The sequence below is a fragment of the Sphingomonas sp. genome, from assembly GCF_040398505.1.
GTDB lineage: Bacteria > Pseudomonadota > Alphaproteobacteria > Sphingomonadales > Sphingomonadaceae > Sphingomonas.
Genome location: NZ_JBBATX010000021.1, coordinates 15,147 through 30,303, shown reverse-complemented (window position 1 = coordinate 30,303; position 15,157 = coordinate 15,147). Strand labels below are relative to the sequence as shown.

The 15,157-nt window shown below is 62.5% G+C and carries 13 protein-coding genes; all 13 read left to right on the top strand.

Annotated elements, in window-relative coordinates:
- Positions 1-365 precede the first annotated feature (365 nt).
- The 13 genes from gmd to ABWP09_RS04755 all read left to right on the top strand — a co-directional run bounded on the left by gmd (position 366) and on the right by ABWP09_RS04755 (position 15,148).
- Positions 366-1,466, top strand: a complete 1,101-nt coding sequence (gene gmd, locus ABWP09_RS04815) for a GDP-mannose 4,6-dehydratase (protein WP_353204025.1) — start codon at positions 366-368, stop codon at positions 1,464-1,466.
- 12 nt (positions 1,467-1,478) lie between these two features.
- Positions 1,479-2,366, top strand: a complete 888-nt coding sequence (locus ABWP09_RS04810; protein WP_353204024.1) for an FkbM family methyltransferase — start codon at positions 1,479-1,481, stop codon at positions 2,364-2,366.
- Positions 2,367-2,369: 3 nt separating this feature from the next.
- Complete coding sequence (locus ABWP09_RS04805; RefSeq protein WP_353204023.1) at positions 2,370-3,338, top strand: GDP-L-fucose synthase family protein; 969 nt, start codon at positions 2,370-2,372, stop codon at positions 3,336-3,338.
- 24 nt (positions 3,339-3,362) lie between these two features.
- Positions 3,363-4,319: a UDP-glucuronic acid decarboxylase family protein gene (locus ABWP09_RS04800; RefSeq protein ID WP_353204022.1), complete on the top strand. Its 957-nt coding sequence runs from the start codon at positions 3,363-3,365 to the stop codon at positions 4,317-4,319.
- An 88-nt stretch (positions 4,320-4,407) separates the two neighbouring features.
- Entirely contained in the window at positions 4,408-5,832 is a 1,425-nt protein-coding gene (locus tag ABWP09_RS04795) for an oligosaccharide flippase family protein (RefSeq protein ID WP_353204021.1), read from the top strand.
- A complete protein-coding gene (locus tag ABWP09_RS04790) occupies positions 5,751-6,938 on the top strand; it encodes a glycosyltransferase family 4 protein (protein WP_353204020.1) in 1,188 nt (395 codons plus the stop codon). Before ABWP09_RS04795 ends, ABWP09_RS04790 begins: the two co-directional genes overlap by 82 nt.
- Entirely contained in the window at positions 6,935-8,002 is a 1,068-nt protein-coding gene (locus ABWP09_RS04785) for a glycosyltransferase family 4 protein (RefSeq protein ID WP_353204019.1), read from the top strand. The genes ABWP09_RS04790 and ABWP09_RS04785 overlap by 4 nt, the downstream gene beginning before the upstream one ends.
- Positions 8,003-8,050: 48 nt before the next feature.
- Positions 8,051-9,355, top strand: a complete 1,305-nt coding sequence (locus ABWP09_RS04780; RefSeq protein WP_353204018.1) for an O-antigen polymerase — start codon at positions 8,051-8,053, stop codon at positions 9,353-9,355.
- Between the two features lie 19 nt (positions 9,356-9,374).
- Positions 9,375-10,442, top strand: coding sequence for a glycosyltransferase (locus tag ABWP09_RS04775; RefSeq protein ID WP_353204017.1), 1,068 nt, complete (start codon positions 9,375-9,377; stop codon positions 10,440-10,442).
- A 171-nt stretch (positions 10,443-10,613) separates the two neighbouring features.
- Positions 10,614-11,672 (top strand): glycosyltransferase family 4 protein, encoded by a 1,059-nt coding sequence (locus tag ABWP09_RS04770; protein WP_353204016.1) that lies wholly within the window; start codon positions 10,614-10,616, stop codon positions 11,670-11,672.
- Positions 11,662-12,777: a glycosyltransferase gene (locus ABWP09_RS04765; RefSeq protein ID WP_353204015.1), complete on the top strand. Its 1,116-nt coding sequence runs from the start codon at positions 11,662-11,664 to the stop codon at positions 12,775-12,777. Before ABWP09_RS04770 ends, ABWP09_RS04765 begins: the two co-directional genes overlap by 11 nt.
- Entirely contained in the window at positions 12,774-13,961 is a 1,188-nt protein-coding gene (locus tag ABWP09_RS04760; protein WP_353204014.1) for a glycosyltransferase family 1 protein, read from the top strand. Before ABWP09_RS04765 ends, ABWP09_RS04760 begins: the two co-directional genes overlap by 4 nt.
- Positions 13,958-15,148 (top strand): glycosyltransferase, encoded by a 1,191-nt coding sequence (locus ABWP09_RS04755; protein ID WP_353204013.1) that lies wholly within the window; start codon positions 13,958-13,960, stop codon positions 15,146-15,148. The genes ABWP09_RS04760 and ABWP09_RS04755 overlap by 4 nt, the downstream gene beginning before the upstream one ends.
- Positions 15,149-15,157 lie beyond the last annotated feature (9 nt).

Sequence of the window (15,157 nt, the reverse complement as noted above, 5' to 3'; positions counted from 1 at the left end):
GCGCGCCGACAAGATCGTCTATGACACGCGCGGCATCTGGCCCGACCAGCCACGCCCCGCGCCGAGGGCGGAGCCGTTGCGTCTGGTCGGCTGAACGGACTTCGGCGCGAGCTGCGCGTGCCGAAGCGGCACTCTGCCTGACCCGCGGCAATCCGCTTCCGATCGTACTTCCGAACGAAGCGCGGGCGGTGAGAATCGAGGCCGCAGCCGCCCTTATCGGGACACGTGATTTCCTCAAAGGACGCCGGATCGTCGATCGCACGCGCTCCCTTAAGACGCTCGGAAACATCCCTTCGCAAACGCAGCACTGGACGGAATGTGACAGGCTGCTATGTCACTTGCGCTGCAGGCTCTGGGACCCGTTGATGAGCAAAACCGCGTTGATTACCGGCATCACAGGGCAGGACGGCGCGTATCTGGCCGAGCTGCTACTGGCCAAGGGCTATGAGGTCCACGGGCTGAAGCGGCGGTCGTCGTCGTTCAACACCGGGCGGATCGACCATATCTATCAGGACCCGCACGAAATCGGCGCGCGGCTGCATTTGCATTATGGCGACATGACCGATTCGATGAACGTGACACGAATCGTCCAGGAAACGCAGCCTGACGAAATCTACAATCTCGCGGCGATGAGCCATGTCGCGGTCAGCTTCGAAACGCCCGAATATACCGCCAATGCCGATGGCATCGGAACGCTGCGGCTGCTCGAGGCGGTCCGTTTGCTCGGCATGGTCGACAAGACGCGGATCTATCAGGCATCGACCAGCGAATTGTACGGGCTGGTACAGGAAGTGCCACAGTCGGAAACGACCCCCTTCTATCCGCGCTCGCCTTATGCCGCTGCCAAGATGTACGCCTATTGGATCACGGTGAATTACCGCGAGGCGTATGGCATGCACGCCTCGAACGGCATCCTGTTCAACCACGAAAGCCCGCGTCGCGGCGAAACCTTCGTCACGCGCAAAATCACGCGGGCGGTGGCGGCGATCCATCTCGGGCTGCAGGAGACGCTGTACCTCGGCAATCTCGACGCCAAGCGCGACTGGGGCCATGCGCGCGATTATGTCGAGGGCATGTGGCGGATCGTGCAGCAGCCGCACGGCGACGATTTCGTGCTGGCAACGGGTGTAACGCAAACGGTTCGGTCGTTCGTCGAACTGGCCTTTGCCGAGGTCGATGTGACGATCGACTGGAGCGGCACCGGCGTTGATGAGGTTGGGGTTTGCGCAAAGACCGGCAAGACCCTCGTCAAGGTCGATCCGCGCTATTTCCGGCCCACCGAGGTTGATCTGCTAATCGGCAATCCGGCCAAGGCCAAGCGCCTGCTCGGCTGGGAAGCGACGACGACGCTCGCCGAATTGTGCGCCGAAATGGTGCGCGAGGATTTGAAGGTCATTGCGCGCGAGGCCGAAAGCCGACGCCCGGATGAAGAGCGGCCCTCGACGCTGTATGCGATCAAGAGCTGAGAGAGGTACGCCGTGATCAAGGGTCTTGTCATCAAAGCGCTCGACGGCGTGCTGCGCAAACGCGGCAAGGCGTCGTATGTGCTGTATATCGTCGCCCGGCGGATCCTGTGGGGGTATAATAACGAGGATGTGAACATCGCCACCAATGGCGAGCGTCTCTTCCTCCAGCGGATGAGCGCACGCGGGCTGACCACCGTGTTCGATGTCGGTGCCAATATCGGCGATTGGGTGGCCGAGGTGCTGCACTTTTCGAAGACCGCGACCGTCTATTGCTATGAAGCGATCCCGACGACCTATGCCGAGCTGACCGCGAACGTCACCGACCCCCGCGCGCATCTGTTCAACAAGGCGCTGTCGAACGTCCCCGGCGCGCTCGAGTTCAACGCCTCCAATCTGAGCGTGGTGTCATCGGTGTACGACGTGCATCGCTTCGACGACACACTCACCGTGACCAAGGTAACAGTGCCGGCCGAAACCGGTGACGCCGAATGCGCGCGGCTCGGGATCGAGCATATCGATCTGCTCAAGGTCGATACCGAGGGGCATGACCTGACCGTGCTGCGCGGGTTTGACGCAATGCTGGCGCGCGGCGCGATCGATGTCATCCAGTTCGAATATAATGTCTTCACGCTGCTCGCGCGCGAAGGGCTGTTCGATTTCTACGAATTCCTCGGTGAGCGCTATTTCCTCTGCCGCCTGCTGCCGAACGGGCTCGAATTGATGGCGTATGAGCGCGGGCTCGACAATTTTTCGCAGTCGAACTGGATTTGCGTGCGCAAGGATCTGGTCACGCGCGATCTGGTCGCGCGGCTCAACATCCATCTTCCCGACGGCCATCGTCGCGCGATCACGCTCGCCAGCCTTGCCGACCGCCCCGACGTGGCAAAGCTGCTCGGCTGAACGATGGCGGACATCGTCTTTCCTCTCACCGGCAAGCGCGTGTGGGTCGCGGGGCATCGCGGCATGGTCGGGCGTGCGCTCGTGCGACGGCTCTTGGGTGAAGGCTGCACGATCGTGTCGCCCGAAACGCGCGTCGACCTGCGCGACCAGGCGGCGACCTTCGCGTGGATCGACAGTGCCAAGATCGACCTGATCTTCCTCGCCGCCGCCAAAGTCGGCGGGATTGCCGCGAACGACGCGTTTCCGGGGGAATTTCTCTACGACAATCTCATGATCGAGGCGAACGTGATCGAAGGTGCGCGTCGCGCCGGGGTCGCCAAATTGGTCTTCCTCGGATCGTCATGCATCTTCCCGCAGCTTGCTGCGCAACCGATGGCGGAGAGCGCGCTCCTGACCGGTCCGCTTGAGCCGACCAACGAATGGTATGCGATTGCCAAGATCGCGGGCCTCAAACTCTGCGCCGCGTATCGCCGACAATATGGCTGCGACTTCATTTCCGCGCAGCCGACCAACCTTTACGGCCCGTTCGACAATTTCGACCTCGAATCGAGCCATGTCCTGCCCGCCTTGATGCGCAAGGCGCATGAAGCGAAGCTGGCTGGCGCGGCGGCGATGACGGTGTGGGGCAGCGGCACGCCACTGCGCGAATTCCTCCACGTCGACGATCTCGCCGATGCGCTCGTGTTCCTGGCCCAGACCTATTCCGCAGAGGAGTTCGTCAATATCGGGACAGGTGATGAAGTCAGCATCGCCGATCTCGCGCGGCACGTCGCGGACGCGGTCGGCTTTACTGGCGATCTCGTTTTCGATGCGAGCCGCCCCGACGGGACGCCGCGCAAGCTGGTCGATACGACCAAGCTGAACGGCCTTGGCTGGCACCCGTCGGTGCCGCTCAATCAGGGAACCCCGGCGGTCTATCGCTGGTTTCTCGAACACCATACAGAAGGCGCGGCGCGCGGCGCCGTCGCCTGACGCGACGATTAAGGGGAAGTCTACGTGGCACGTCTTTACGAAAGCAGAAAGCGCATCCTCGTCACCGGCGGCGCCGGTTTCGTCGGATCGCATTTGATCGACCGCTTGCTCGAGCAGGGCCATGAAGTGCTGTGCGTCGACAATCTGTTCACCGGTGCTAAGCGCAACATCGAACATCTGCACAACCATTCGCGCCTCGAATTCATGCGCCACGACGTGTGCTTCCCGCTCTATGTCGAGGTCGACGAAATCTACAACCTCGCCTGCCCCGCCTCGCCGGTGCATTATCAGCACGATCCGGTGCAAACGACCAAGACGAGCGTGATCGGCGCGATCAACATGCTCGGCCTCGCCAAGCGCGTGAAGGCGAAGATTTTCCAGGCGTCGACCAGCGAAGTTTACGGCGACCCGTCGGTCCATCCCCAGCCCGAAAGCTATTGGGGCAACGTCAACCCGATCGGCATCCGCTCCTGCTATGACGAGGGCAAGCGCTGCGCCGAGACGCTGTTCTTCGACTATAACCGCCAGCACAAGGTCGAGATTAAGGTCGCGCGGATCTTCAACACCTATGGCCCGCGCATGCACCCAGCCGACGGGCGCGTCGTCTCCAACTTCATCGTCCAGGCGTTGAAGGGCGATCCGATCACGATTTACGGCGAGGGCAAGCAGACGCGTTCGTTCTGCTATGTCGACGATCTGGTCGAAGGTTTCCTGCGGCTGATGGACACCGGACCCGACGTGACCGGACCGATCAACATCGGCAATCCGGTCGAATTCACGATGATCGAGCTGGCGCAGGAAGTGCTGTCGCTGACCGGTTCGAAGTCGGAGCTGGTCTATCTGCCCCTGCCGCAGGACGACCCGACGCAGCGCAAACCCGACATTTCCAAGGCCAAGCAGTTTCTCAACAATTGGGAACCGAACGTGCCGCTGCGCGAGGGCCTGAAGCACACGATCGATTATTTCCGCAACGTGCGCTGAGAGGGGATGCGATGATCCTGCCCGATGACACGGGGCGCGCCCGCTGATGTCATCGGGTCGCAACTTTTTGATTAATTTGAGCGGGAGCGTGCTGGGTATCGCGCTTTTCGCCGTGCTTACGCCGGTCTATTTCCATGCGATCGGGGCGGAACGGTACGGCGTCATTACCGTCATCCTGTCGCTGTCGATGTATGTGGCGACGTTCAATTTCGGACTGGGGCCGGCGCTGACCTATCAAGTGGCCGGTCCGCTGAGGGATGATATTCCAGCGCAATCCGAGGCATTCTGGTCGGCGATGGCGTTCAGCACGCCGCTTGGCCTTGTCGCCAGCATCATCATCTTTGGCTTGTTGCCGATCGGTCTCGCCGATCTGATGCACATGAGTCCGACGGTGCGGACCGAGACCGGAGCCGCTTTCCTGCCGCTGGTCGGGATCGGACTATGTACGATCCTGTCGGCCAATGTCCGCGGGGTGTGGCATGGGCGGCAAGCCTTTGTGACCTTATCCGTTTTCGGCGCGTTCGAGACCGTTTTGACCATTTTGATGCCGGTACTCGCCGCGCTGTACTGGTCGCCCGACATAGGCGTGCTGCTCTATGCGACGCTGTGGACGCGTTCGCTCCTACTCGTAGGAGGAACACTGGTCCTTGCCGGCGCGAAGTTTCAGCGGCTTTACCCGCGCATTTCGCTCCTACCGGTACGAGCGATGCTGGGATATGGCGGGTGGGTTACCCTCTCAACGTTGGTCGAGACGGTCGTTTCGTCAGCGGACCGACTTGTGCTTGGCGCGGTTAGCGGCGCAGGACAGATTCCGGTTTACAGCATTCCCTTGTCGCTAACGTCGCGCTCGATGATCCTGCCGTTCAGCCTTATTTCGACGATTTTCCCCAAATTGGTGGGGGCCGATGCTGAGCGCGAACATATCCTGCTCGACAAGACGGTCCGCTTCGTTCTCCTGCTCACGCCGGGTTACCTCGTGGTGGGCGTCGCTGCAGCGCCATTGCTACGCTATTGGATCAGTCGCGATTTTGCCGACCAGGCGACATGGAGCTTACAAATCCTCGCAATCGCCTTTTGGATCGAAGGCGTGTCGACAATCTATTATTCGCTGCTCAACGCGCGCCGCCAAACGCGCGCCAATTTCCTGATCGGTAGCGGGGCCATCCTGCCGTACGGGCTCGCCTTGGTGGCAGGCGCATGGGCCTTCGGTGCCGCCGGCGTGGCTACGGTCTTCCTGCTCCGGACGCTGGGAACGCTAATTGCCCGCGCACTCTGGTCTGATGCGCACTGGAGCGAAGTGCGCGCGATCTCCGTCAATCTTGCGCCGCTGCTGATTGGTGTCCTCGTTGCGCCCCACGCCTGGTCGACGCTCACCGTCGCCCAGGTCGGACTTGGCAGCGGGGCCGTACTCGCATCTGTTGCGATGTGCCTGTGGACGCGCCCCTCCGATATGCTGGCACTGGCGCGCGCGATCCTTCCCTCGCGACGGTCGAAGATAGGCGTGCTGCCATGAATGCCCCTTTGGTTGCCTTCTATGTCGGCGGGTTCGAAGCAATCGGCGGCATTGAATCCTGCTTCGAGGATTTGTTGCACGCGTTCAGCGGTGCTGCGATCGACCCCGCCTTGTTCGTTTGGGCAGAGAATCTACCACAGTTGCGTGACCTAGCCGCGTCGGGAACCACGGTATATCGCACATCGCTGCGTGCCGGATGCAGATGGGCGTTACCCGATTGGCTATTGCTGTTGCGTCACGCCACGCACCTTCGCGACGTGGACCGGATCGTGTTTGGCAAGATACCGCCCCGCCGCGTGTTCCAGCATATGCTGGGATTGCTCGATCGCCGCCCGAACGGGCGTCCGGAACTGCTCTTTATCACGCCCTATCGGCCGTCCGAGTTATGGAGCAACGGTCTTCCGGCATGGATTGGCGGGGCGATCGATACGATGATCGTACAAAGTCCGGACTTCACCGCCGATCTTCGCGCGGCTGGGTTTGGCGGACGGATCGTGGAAATGCCTTATCTTCCGCCAAAACCAGCGGTAGCGCCGAACAACGCTCCAGCGCATGACGGCATCTGTCGGCTGGGCTTTCTGGGCCGCTTAGCGCCGCAAAAGAACCTGTTTTATCTGCTTGATATCGTCGAACAGCTGCAGGGCGACGCAGTGGAGTTGCACCTGTTCGGCGAAGGCGAACATGAAATAGCGCTGCGGGCGGCGGCAGCCGAACGGGCCCTGCCGGCCATCTTTCATGGCCCAGTCGAGCGTGCCGCCGTACCCGCCGCGATCGATTCGTGCGATATCTTCCTCAATCCGTCTATCAGCGAAGGCCAATGCCTCGTTGCGCTGGAAGTGTTGAGCCGCGGCCGTCCGTTCCTTGGGTCGGCCGTCGGTGCGATACCGCAGATTTTGGCGCGTGGCCGGTTCGGCGACATCATGCCGCTGGGCGATGTCGCAGCAGCGGCTACCGTCTTGCGCAACGCGGTTGCGGCGTGGCGCGCCAACGCCTGGAAGCCGGCAGCGATCCTCGACGCGTATCGTACCGCCTACGATCCCGATTCCATTGCCGCGGAGTATCTCGAACTTTTGACCGGCCCGAGCAGAAGGACCGACACCGCATGAAACTGCTGCTGGTCGGATATTTGCACAGCGAAGGCGGGGTTAAGCACCTTACGCTCTGGCTCGCGCGCGGCATGGCCGAACGCGGGCATCAGGTCACGGTCGCGACCCCTGGTCCGATCGGGTCAGAGCCGTGGGATTTGCCGGAGGAAGACAGCGTCCGGATCGTGAATATTGATACCGTCGGTCAAGTCCTGCACGGCTACCCCGGCGGGAAGGATAGCGCGTTCGATTGCGTGGTCGTCATCGGGACGGGCTGGAAATCGATGATAGGCCCCCTTCTTAACCGGCGAATCCGCAAGCGGGTCTTTTTCGAGGTGATGAGCGGCGAACGCAACGGGCTGCTGGATCCGCGCATGCTGGTGCACCTCGGTTTCGACGCGATCGTCGGCCAGGGGCGCCCGGTCGAAACCCAATTCTGTAGCAATTTCGGATGGACCGGGCGCCACACGACCATCCCGGCAATGCCGCATCCGCTGGAGCGGGTTGCCGATCTGGCGCGAAGCGCTCCATTGCGGCCAGCGCGGGGCGCGTTAAAGGCCTGCTATTTCAGCCGCCTCTCGCCACACAAGGGCGCGCATTGGCTACTTGAGCAGTGGGACCAGGTGTCCGAGCATGTCGGCTCGCTCGACATATGGGGAACCGGCCCCGACGAAAGACGGATTCGTGATACCATTGCCGCCAAGGGATTGCAGGATCGCGTCCGACTCCACGGCCGGTATCAGGGAGATGAAAACTACATCGCGCAGCTGCAATCCTACGATGTCGAATTGCTGCCGACGTTCGGTTTCGAAGGTGCGCCTCTGGTTCTGCTGGAGGCGATGGCGTGCGGACTACCGTTTGTCGCAAACGGGGTCGGGGGCATCCCCGACTACGCAAATCCGGACTGCCGGATTACCAGTGGCAATCTCGCTGAATTCCTGCCTGCTTTGGCTTCTATGGCCGAGGCGCTGTATGCGGAACAGATCGACCACGCCCGACTACAGCGACATTATAACGCTACGTTTAGCTTCACCGCGTTGTGCGATCGCTGGGAGTCTTTTCTGCAGGAAATCGTGGCAACCTGAGCTTCGGCACGGGTGGCATCCCTTACTGTGAAGCGATAAGGTACCGGCATGTCGATCGAACTGACGAGTCTCACCGCCATGGTCGCCCTTCTGGCGATCGTGGCCGTTCTGCGCCCTGCAATGCTGTTCGAATATCCCGTTGCAGCGTCGGTACTCATCTGGTCTTTCATCCTTCCGCAGGCATGGCGCATCGAAGCATCCGGTGATCTCAACGATTTCGAGCCCACACTGGCCTGGGGATACATGATACTGTGTATATCGTGCACTGCTATTGGATATTGGGCAGGCAGAGTCAGGACACCCACCACGTCGCATAACTCTCTGGAACAATTGTCCCAGAGATATGACTTGAACAAACTATTTTACGGAGCAGTGGCGCTTACCATTGTTGGCGGTAGCGGTGTCTTTTTAATGTACAGAATGGCAGCGACACTGAAGGTTGGGGAGGCATGGACCGGCCCGATTGCATTTTACGCCTTTGTCGCGCAGTTGTTGATTTATGGTGCCTCGCTAGCATGGCTATTGTATCTTTATACTGGAGATAAAAAGGCCCTTATCGTCTCAATACTCGGCTTTTGCGTAAATTTGCCAGCAGTGTTGTTTGCTGCACGCCGTGAATTAACATTCATTATTGTCGTCGTATTTTTGCTCGGATTATTTTTTGTAAAGAAAAAATCTGTCAGCCGCCTGATATTAGTTCCAATGGTATTGGCTGGCGGAATTTTTATTAACAATGCCGGAACGATTAGATCTTTTATTGTTAATAATGACGCATCGCTGATCGGCGCAATCGCTGCGAATGCGGACCAAGATACTGCTGCAAAAGAATTCAGCGAGGTTGGCAGTGGAGTTTCAGATATCGCTATTTCCCAATGGACTGAGCAATACGATCTTTTAACTCCGTATTACAACGGGTTGATCAATCTTTATATTCCAGCATTCATTGTCGGCCCCGATTTTAAGAAACAACTCAAAGTTAAAAGAGATGATTACGAGCAGTCCAAATATGAGAGCTTTTCCAGAGGTGGAGCGACCCATACCGGCTTTGCTGACTCGTTCCAGTCACTACACTATTTTGGGTGTTTGATTTTTTTGGTAATCGCCTATTTTATGGGAATACTTTGGAGCAAAGCAAGATCTGGCGATATTAAATCACAGCTTTATTACATGATGTTGATATCAGTTTGCTTGAAGGTTTTCACGGAGTCGACAAGCGTGTTTTTCAGCATTCTTCCGTTGATGTTCTTGTCCATGGGCGGCGTATTTTGGTACGCGCGGCAGCGCAAACCGAGTGGGCAGCACGTTTCAACGCTCGCCGAAATGCACAGGCCCTTGCGCGACGCCCACCGGTGATCGGACCCGAAGCGACGGGATGGGCCGGATTAGCGGGATGATTGCCGTCCTTGACGTCAATACGATTTGGCGGCGCAAGTTCGCCGATGCGCTCGGTCGGCAGACGTCGATCCTATTGTGCGCCCCTTTTTCGGGAGGGCACGCCTCCGCGGATACCGACGTTCTCCCAATCCGGCTGATCCGGGGATGGGCCGGGCCGCTCGCATGGCTCAGCATGCCATGGCTGCTGCAGCGCGTCGCGCGGCGCGCGCGATCGCACGGCGGTTTGTCGACAATCGTCGTCACCACGCCGCACTATCTGCCACTCGCGCAGCGCGCGGCGCGGCACGCTGCAATCGTCTATTATTGCTCGGACGACTACCGCTCCTATCGCGGATGGAACGCCGCCCGAATGGAACGCGACGAGGCGGCGCTGTGCCGGATCGCGACGCTGTCGCTCTTCGTGAGCGAAGCGCTGCGCGCGCGCGCAATTGCCGAATATGGCCTGGATCCGGCAACAACGCGCGTCTCGCCCAACGCGACCGAACCGCGCTTCGCCACACCCCAAGCCCGACCTGCCGCGATCGCCGCACTGGCAGGGCCAGTGTTCGGCGCAGCCGGCGTTCTCAACACGCGGATCGATCTGGAGTTTCTAGCAGCAGTTGCCGCCGATCCGCGGGTCGGGTCGCTGGCGCTGGTCGGGCCAGTCGAGGCCGCGCTGGAGGGCAACCCCGCGCTTGAACGTCTGCAAGCTGATCCCAAAGTGCATTTTCTGGGCGCGAAGGCGCATGTCGATATGCCGCAATGGATGGCGGCGTTCGATGTTGCGGTCATTCCCTATGCCGCCACGCCCTTCAATCATTTCTGTTCGCCGATGCGACTGTACGATCATCTCGCGATCGGGCAGCCGATCATCGCGACGCCGCATTGCGACCAGATCGCGGCGCGAGACGATGTGCTCACCGGCGACATCGCCGCCTTGCCAGGTCTGATCGCGGCTGCGCTGGACGCCCATGCCGAGGGCCGCACCCCACGGCCCGAAAGCTGGGACGATCGCGTTGATGCACTGCAAAAAAGTCCGGTTGCCGGGTTCGCCTTTCCCCAATAGAAGCGCGGACAGGCAAGCACGCTCTTCGGCTGCGTGACGTCCGCCCCTGTCGTTCCAGGCATTCGACGAAGGAACCCACGCCCAGTGCCACGCGTCATGCTCGTACAGCCCGGCGCACGGCATAATTATGCGCTAGCGCGCTTTCTTGCGCGACATGACATGCTGCAGCGCGTGTACACCGACTTCGCCCTTGGAACGGGCCATCGCTTGCGCGGCGTGCTCGAACTTCCGCTGCCACGTCATCTAAAGGCCAAGCTTTCGCGGCGCGTGACCGATGCCTTGCCGGCCCGGCTGATCCGGTCGGGCCTGGGTGTGACCTTGCCCGGTTTCGGACCGCGCACGCTGCGTCGTCCGAGCGAGCGCGACGTTGCCGAGAGTGACGGCTTCTACCTGCAATATTATGTAGGCGGCGCCGACCTTCGTGCGCGCGCACCGCGCAAGCCGATCATTTCGGATGTATTTATCGTCCCCGGAGCCTATCGCGCGATCGATCGCGAAGTGGCGGACTTTCCCGATTGGGGTGAAAGCCCGACCCCGCCCGACCTGATCGCACGCTACGATACGCACTCCCGCATGATGTTCGAACAGTCCGACCTGCTGTTCTGCCCGTCCCAGGCCGTGATCGACGATGTGGCCAGCTATGGCGCGCACTTTGCCGAAAAATGCCGCCTCGTCCCCTATGGCGCGAGCTTGAGCAGCGCGGGGGGCACGCCGGAACCCGGCCGCGTGCTGTTCTGCGGATCGCTGCATCTGCGCAAGGGCGTCCAATATATCCGTGCCGCCGCGGATATGCTGCGCGACAGCCACCCGCACATCCGCTTCGTTTTTGCCGGCGGTGCGAGCGCGATCATGCGCGCCAAACTCGCCGCGCCGAACATCGATGTGCTCGGGCATCTGGGCAAAGCAGACTTGCTCCGCGAATTCGCTCGCGCCGACCTGTTCCTGTTCCCATCGCTGGCCGAAGGGGCGGCAGGGACCGTGCTCGAGGCGATGGCGAGCGGGCTGCCGATCGTCGCGACGCGCGAAGGCGGGGTCGACTTTACCGACGGGACGAGTGGCATCGTGCTGCCACCGCGTGACCCCGAAGCCATCGCCGCAGCGGTCGTGCGCATCGTCGAGGACCGGGACTTGCGCGCCGCACTTTCGGCCGGGGCAACACGCGAGGCGGAAATCTATTCGATGGCGGCGTGGGAAGCGCGCTTTATCGCCGCGGTGTCCGATGTCTTCTGACCGCCCGATCCTGCATATTGTGCCGTCGGAACCGTGGGGCGGCATCCAGGCGCTGTTGCCGATGCTCGTGCGCGAGCAAGTGGCGCAAGGCAAGCACGTGACCTTGCTGTGCCTTGGGCGCGGCGAGCGAATCCGCGCGGCAGCGGCCGCCTACGGCCTGAACGCGGTGACGCGGAGCATCGCCGGGCCGGTCGCGCCGTTCCGCCTGGCGCTGGCGCTACTCGGCGCGCGCGGCGCGATCGTCCACACGCATTGCGAGCCGATCTGGGCAGCGAGCGTGATCGCGCTCAGCGGCACGCGGCGCTGGATCGCGCATGCGCATGTCTATCCCGACGACGAACTCACGTGGAAGAAGCGCGTCTCGCGGCGGCTGCAGCGCGAATTTGCCAAGCGCCATATCGCGATTTCGCACTCGATCGGCCGTGCGCTGATCGCGACCGGGCTGGCGCGTGCGGACACGCTCGACGTCGTGCGCAATGGCGTCGTGATAGCGCCGGAAACACCGCCAAGCGATCTGCGCTCGGCCGCTGTATTTACGCTCGGTTTCGTCGGCCGCGTCGTGGCCGAGAAGGGCATTTTCGATTTTCTCGATCTGGTCGCCATGCTCGCAACCGACGAACGACTGGCTTTTGCGGTCTATGGCGAGGGCGCGGATTTGAGCGAAGCGCGCAGCCGCGCCGCCGCGCTCGGCATCGCGCACCGCATCGTGTTTCACGGCTATGTCGAGGATATCGCCGCCGCATGGGATACGCTCGATCTCGTCGCGATCTTCTCGCACCGCGAACCGTTCGGGCTGGTCTTCCTCGAAGCGGTGCAGCGCGGCGTCCCCTCGATCAGCTACGCCAACGATTCGGGCGGTAGCGAAGTCGCCGCCGAACTGCGCAGCGCCTACCGCGTCGCGCCGCGTGACGTGGCAGCCGCCGCCGCGATCGTCCGCGATCTGGCGACCAGCCGCGCCGCGCCGACCGAAGCGCTGGCACACGACCGGGCGACGATTGCCGCGCACTTCGATATCGCGACGATGGCGCGCGGCGTGGAGGCGGCGTATCTTCGTCTGGAGCGCGGCGTCTCCGCCACGCCCGCCGAACCGGACGCGCGCCGATGACGCGCGTCGCGATTCTGTTCGACAATTTCGGGCCGTATCATATCGCGCGGATGCGCGGGGCAAGTGCGCAGCTCGACGTCGTGGCGATCGAAGCGACCCCGCGCGGCACCGAATATGGCTGGGACAAGCCGGCGGTCCCTGCCCCGCTGCACTATCTGCCGCTCGCCGGCACGGGAACGCTGCGCGAGATCATCGCCGAACTCGATGCCAAGCTCACCCCGCTCGCGCCCGCTGCGATCGCGCTGCCCGGCTGGTCGTCGCGCGCGGCGTTCGCGACGCTGATCTGGGCGCGGCAGCACAAGGTCCCGGCGATCCTGATGTCGGAAACCAATGGCTGGGATTTCGCGCGCAAGCCGCTCGCCGAATGGGTCAAACGCCGGATCGTGGCGCATTACAGTGCCGGGCTGGTGACGAGTGATTCGCAAGCCGGCTATCTCGCCGAGCTCGGGCTGCGCGCGGCGGCGATCTTCCGTGGCTATAACGCCGTCGACAACGCCTATTTCGCGCGCACTGCCGCCGCCGCCGCGATGCCGGACGGATTGCCCGAGGCATTTCGCGGGCGGTATTTCCTCACCTCGAACCGCTTCATTGAAAAGAAGAATTTGGCGCGCTTGCTCGATGCCTATGCCGTGTTCCGCCGTGGGCGCAGCGACGATCCGGCGGACTGGCCGCTGGTGCTGCTTGGCGATGGCGAGCTCCGCGCCGCTCTGGAGGCGCAGCGTACGGCGCTTGGGCTGGAGCGCCACGTGCTGATGCCGGGGTTCCGCCAGATCGACGAGCTCCCGCGTTTTTACGGGACCGCCGGCGCGTTCGTCCATGCCTCCACCACCGAACAATGGGGGCTGGTCGTCAACGAAGCGATGGCGAGTGGCCTGCCCCTCGCGATCTCCAATCGCTGCGGATGCGCCGAAGTGCTGGTCGAGGATGGCGTCACCGGCCTGCTGTTCGACCCGCACGATACGGCGGCGATCACGCGGGCGCTGACGCGGCTGACCGCGACGGACGAGAGTGCCGCCTTCGCCGCGCAGGGGCGCGCGCGCGTCGATGCGTGGGGTCCGGACCGCTTCGGCAGCGGCATGGCGGAGGCGGTGCGTGCCGCGATCGGCGCGCCGGCCCGCCCGAGCCTGATCGACCGGACACTGCTCGACTGCTCGATCTCGTTGCGCGGCGGCGATAGGCGGTGACGCCGCGCACCCCCAAGGTCGGCGTGCTGACCGCGAGCCTGTCGACCGCGGCAGGCGGTCTGTTCTTCGCACTGCGCGACGTCGCCAATCGGCTCGAGGCGCGGGGAATTCCGCAATCGGTCTTCGGCCTGCGCGACGCGCCGTTCGAGGCTGACCGCGCGGCGTGGCACATCTCGCACCTTGCCGCCTTTGACGGGGTCGGGCCGCGCGGGTTCAAGGTCAGCCTTCCGCTGATCCAGGCGCTTGACCGCGCTGCGCTCGATGTCCTGCATGTCCACGGCATCTGGAATTTCGCGTCGCTTGCCGGCCTGCAATGGCAAAGACGAACGCACCGCCCGCTGGTGATCTCGCCGCACGGGATGCTCGACCCCGGCGCTTTGGTGTTTTCGCCGACCAAGAAGCGGATCGTCGCGGCGCTCTACGAACGCCGCGCGCTGCGCAGCGCAGCGGCAATCCACGCGCTGAACGCGGCGGAGGCCGCGGCGGTGCGCGCGTACGGGATCGACGTACCGATCGCGGTGATTCCAAACGGGGTCGATCTGCCCGACGCGAGCGTCATCGCAGCCCGCGACTGGTCGGCGGACCGGCGGCGTACGATGCTGTTCCTCGCACGCCTGCACCCCAAGAAAGGCGTTCAGGAACTGATTGCGGCGTGGCGGCACATGCTCGACCGCGCCCCCGCGATCGGCGCGCGCTGGCGCTTGACGCTCGCCGGATGGGATGATGGCGGTCTGATCGATGCGGCACGGCAGCAAGTGACGGAGCTCGGCCTGACCGATCACGTCACAATACCCGGTGCGGTATTCGGTGATGCCAAGCACGATGCCTTTGCCCAGGCGCATGCCTTCATCCTTCCCTCGCGCAGCGAAGGTCTGCCGATTTCGGTGCTTGAGGCGTGGGCGTACGGCTTGCCCGTGTTCATGACCGACGCATGCAACGTGCCGAGTGGCTTCGCCGCCAATGCTGCGATCCGGATCGAGACCGACAGCGTCGCGCTCGCCAGCGTCTTGGCGCAACGCCTCGCCGATGATAGCGACTTGCCCGCGATCGGGGCCAAGGGTCGCGCGCTGGTGGCGCAGGATTTCAGTTGGGATCGCGTGGTGGACGATTATAGCGCGCTATACCGGTGGCTGGCCGGAGACGACGTCATGCCGCCCTTCGTCCAACTCTCTTCGAAAGACACCTGATGGCGCTGC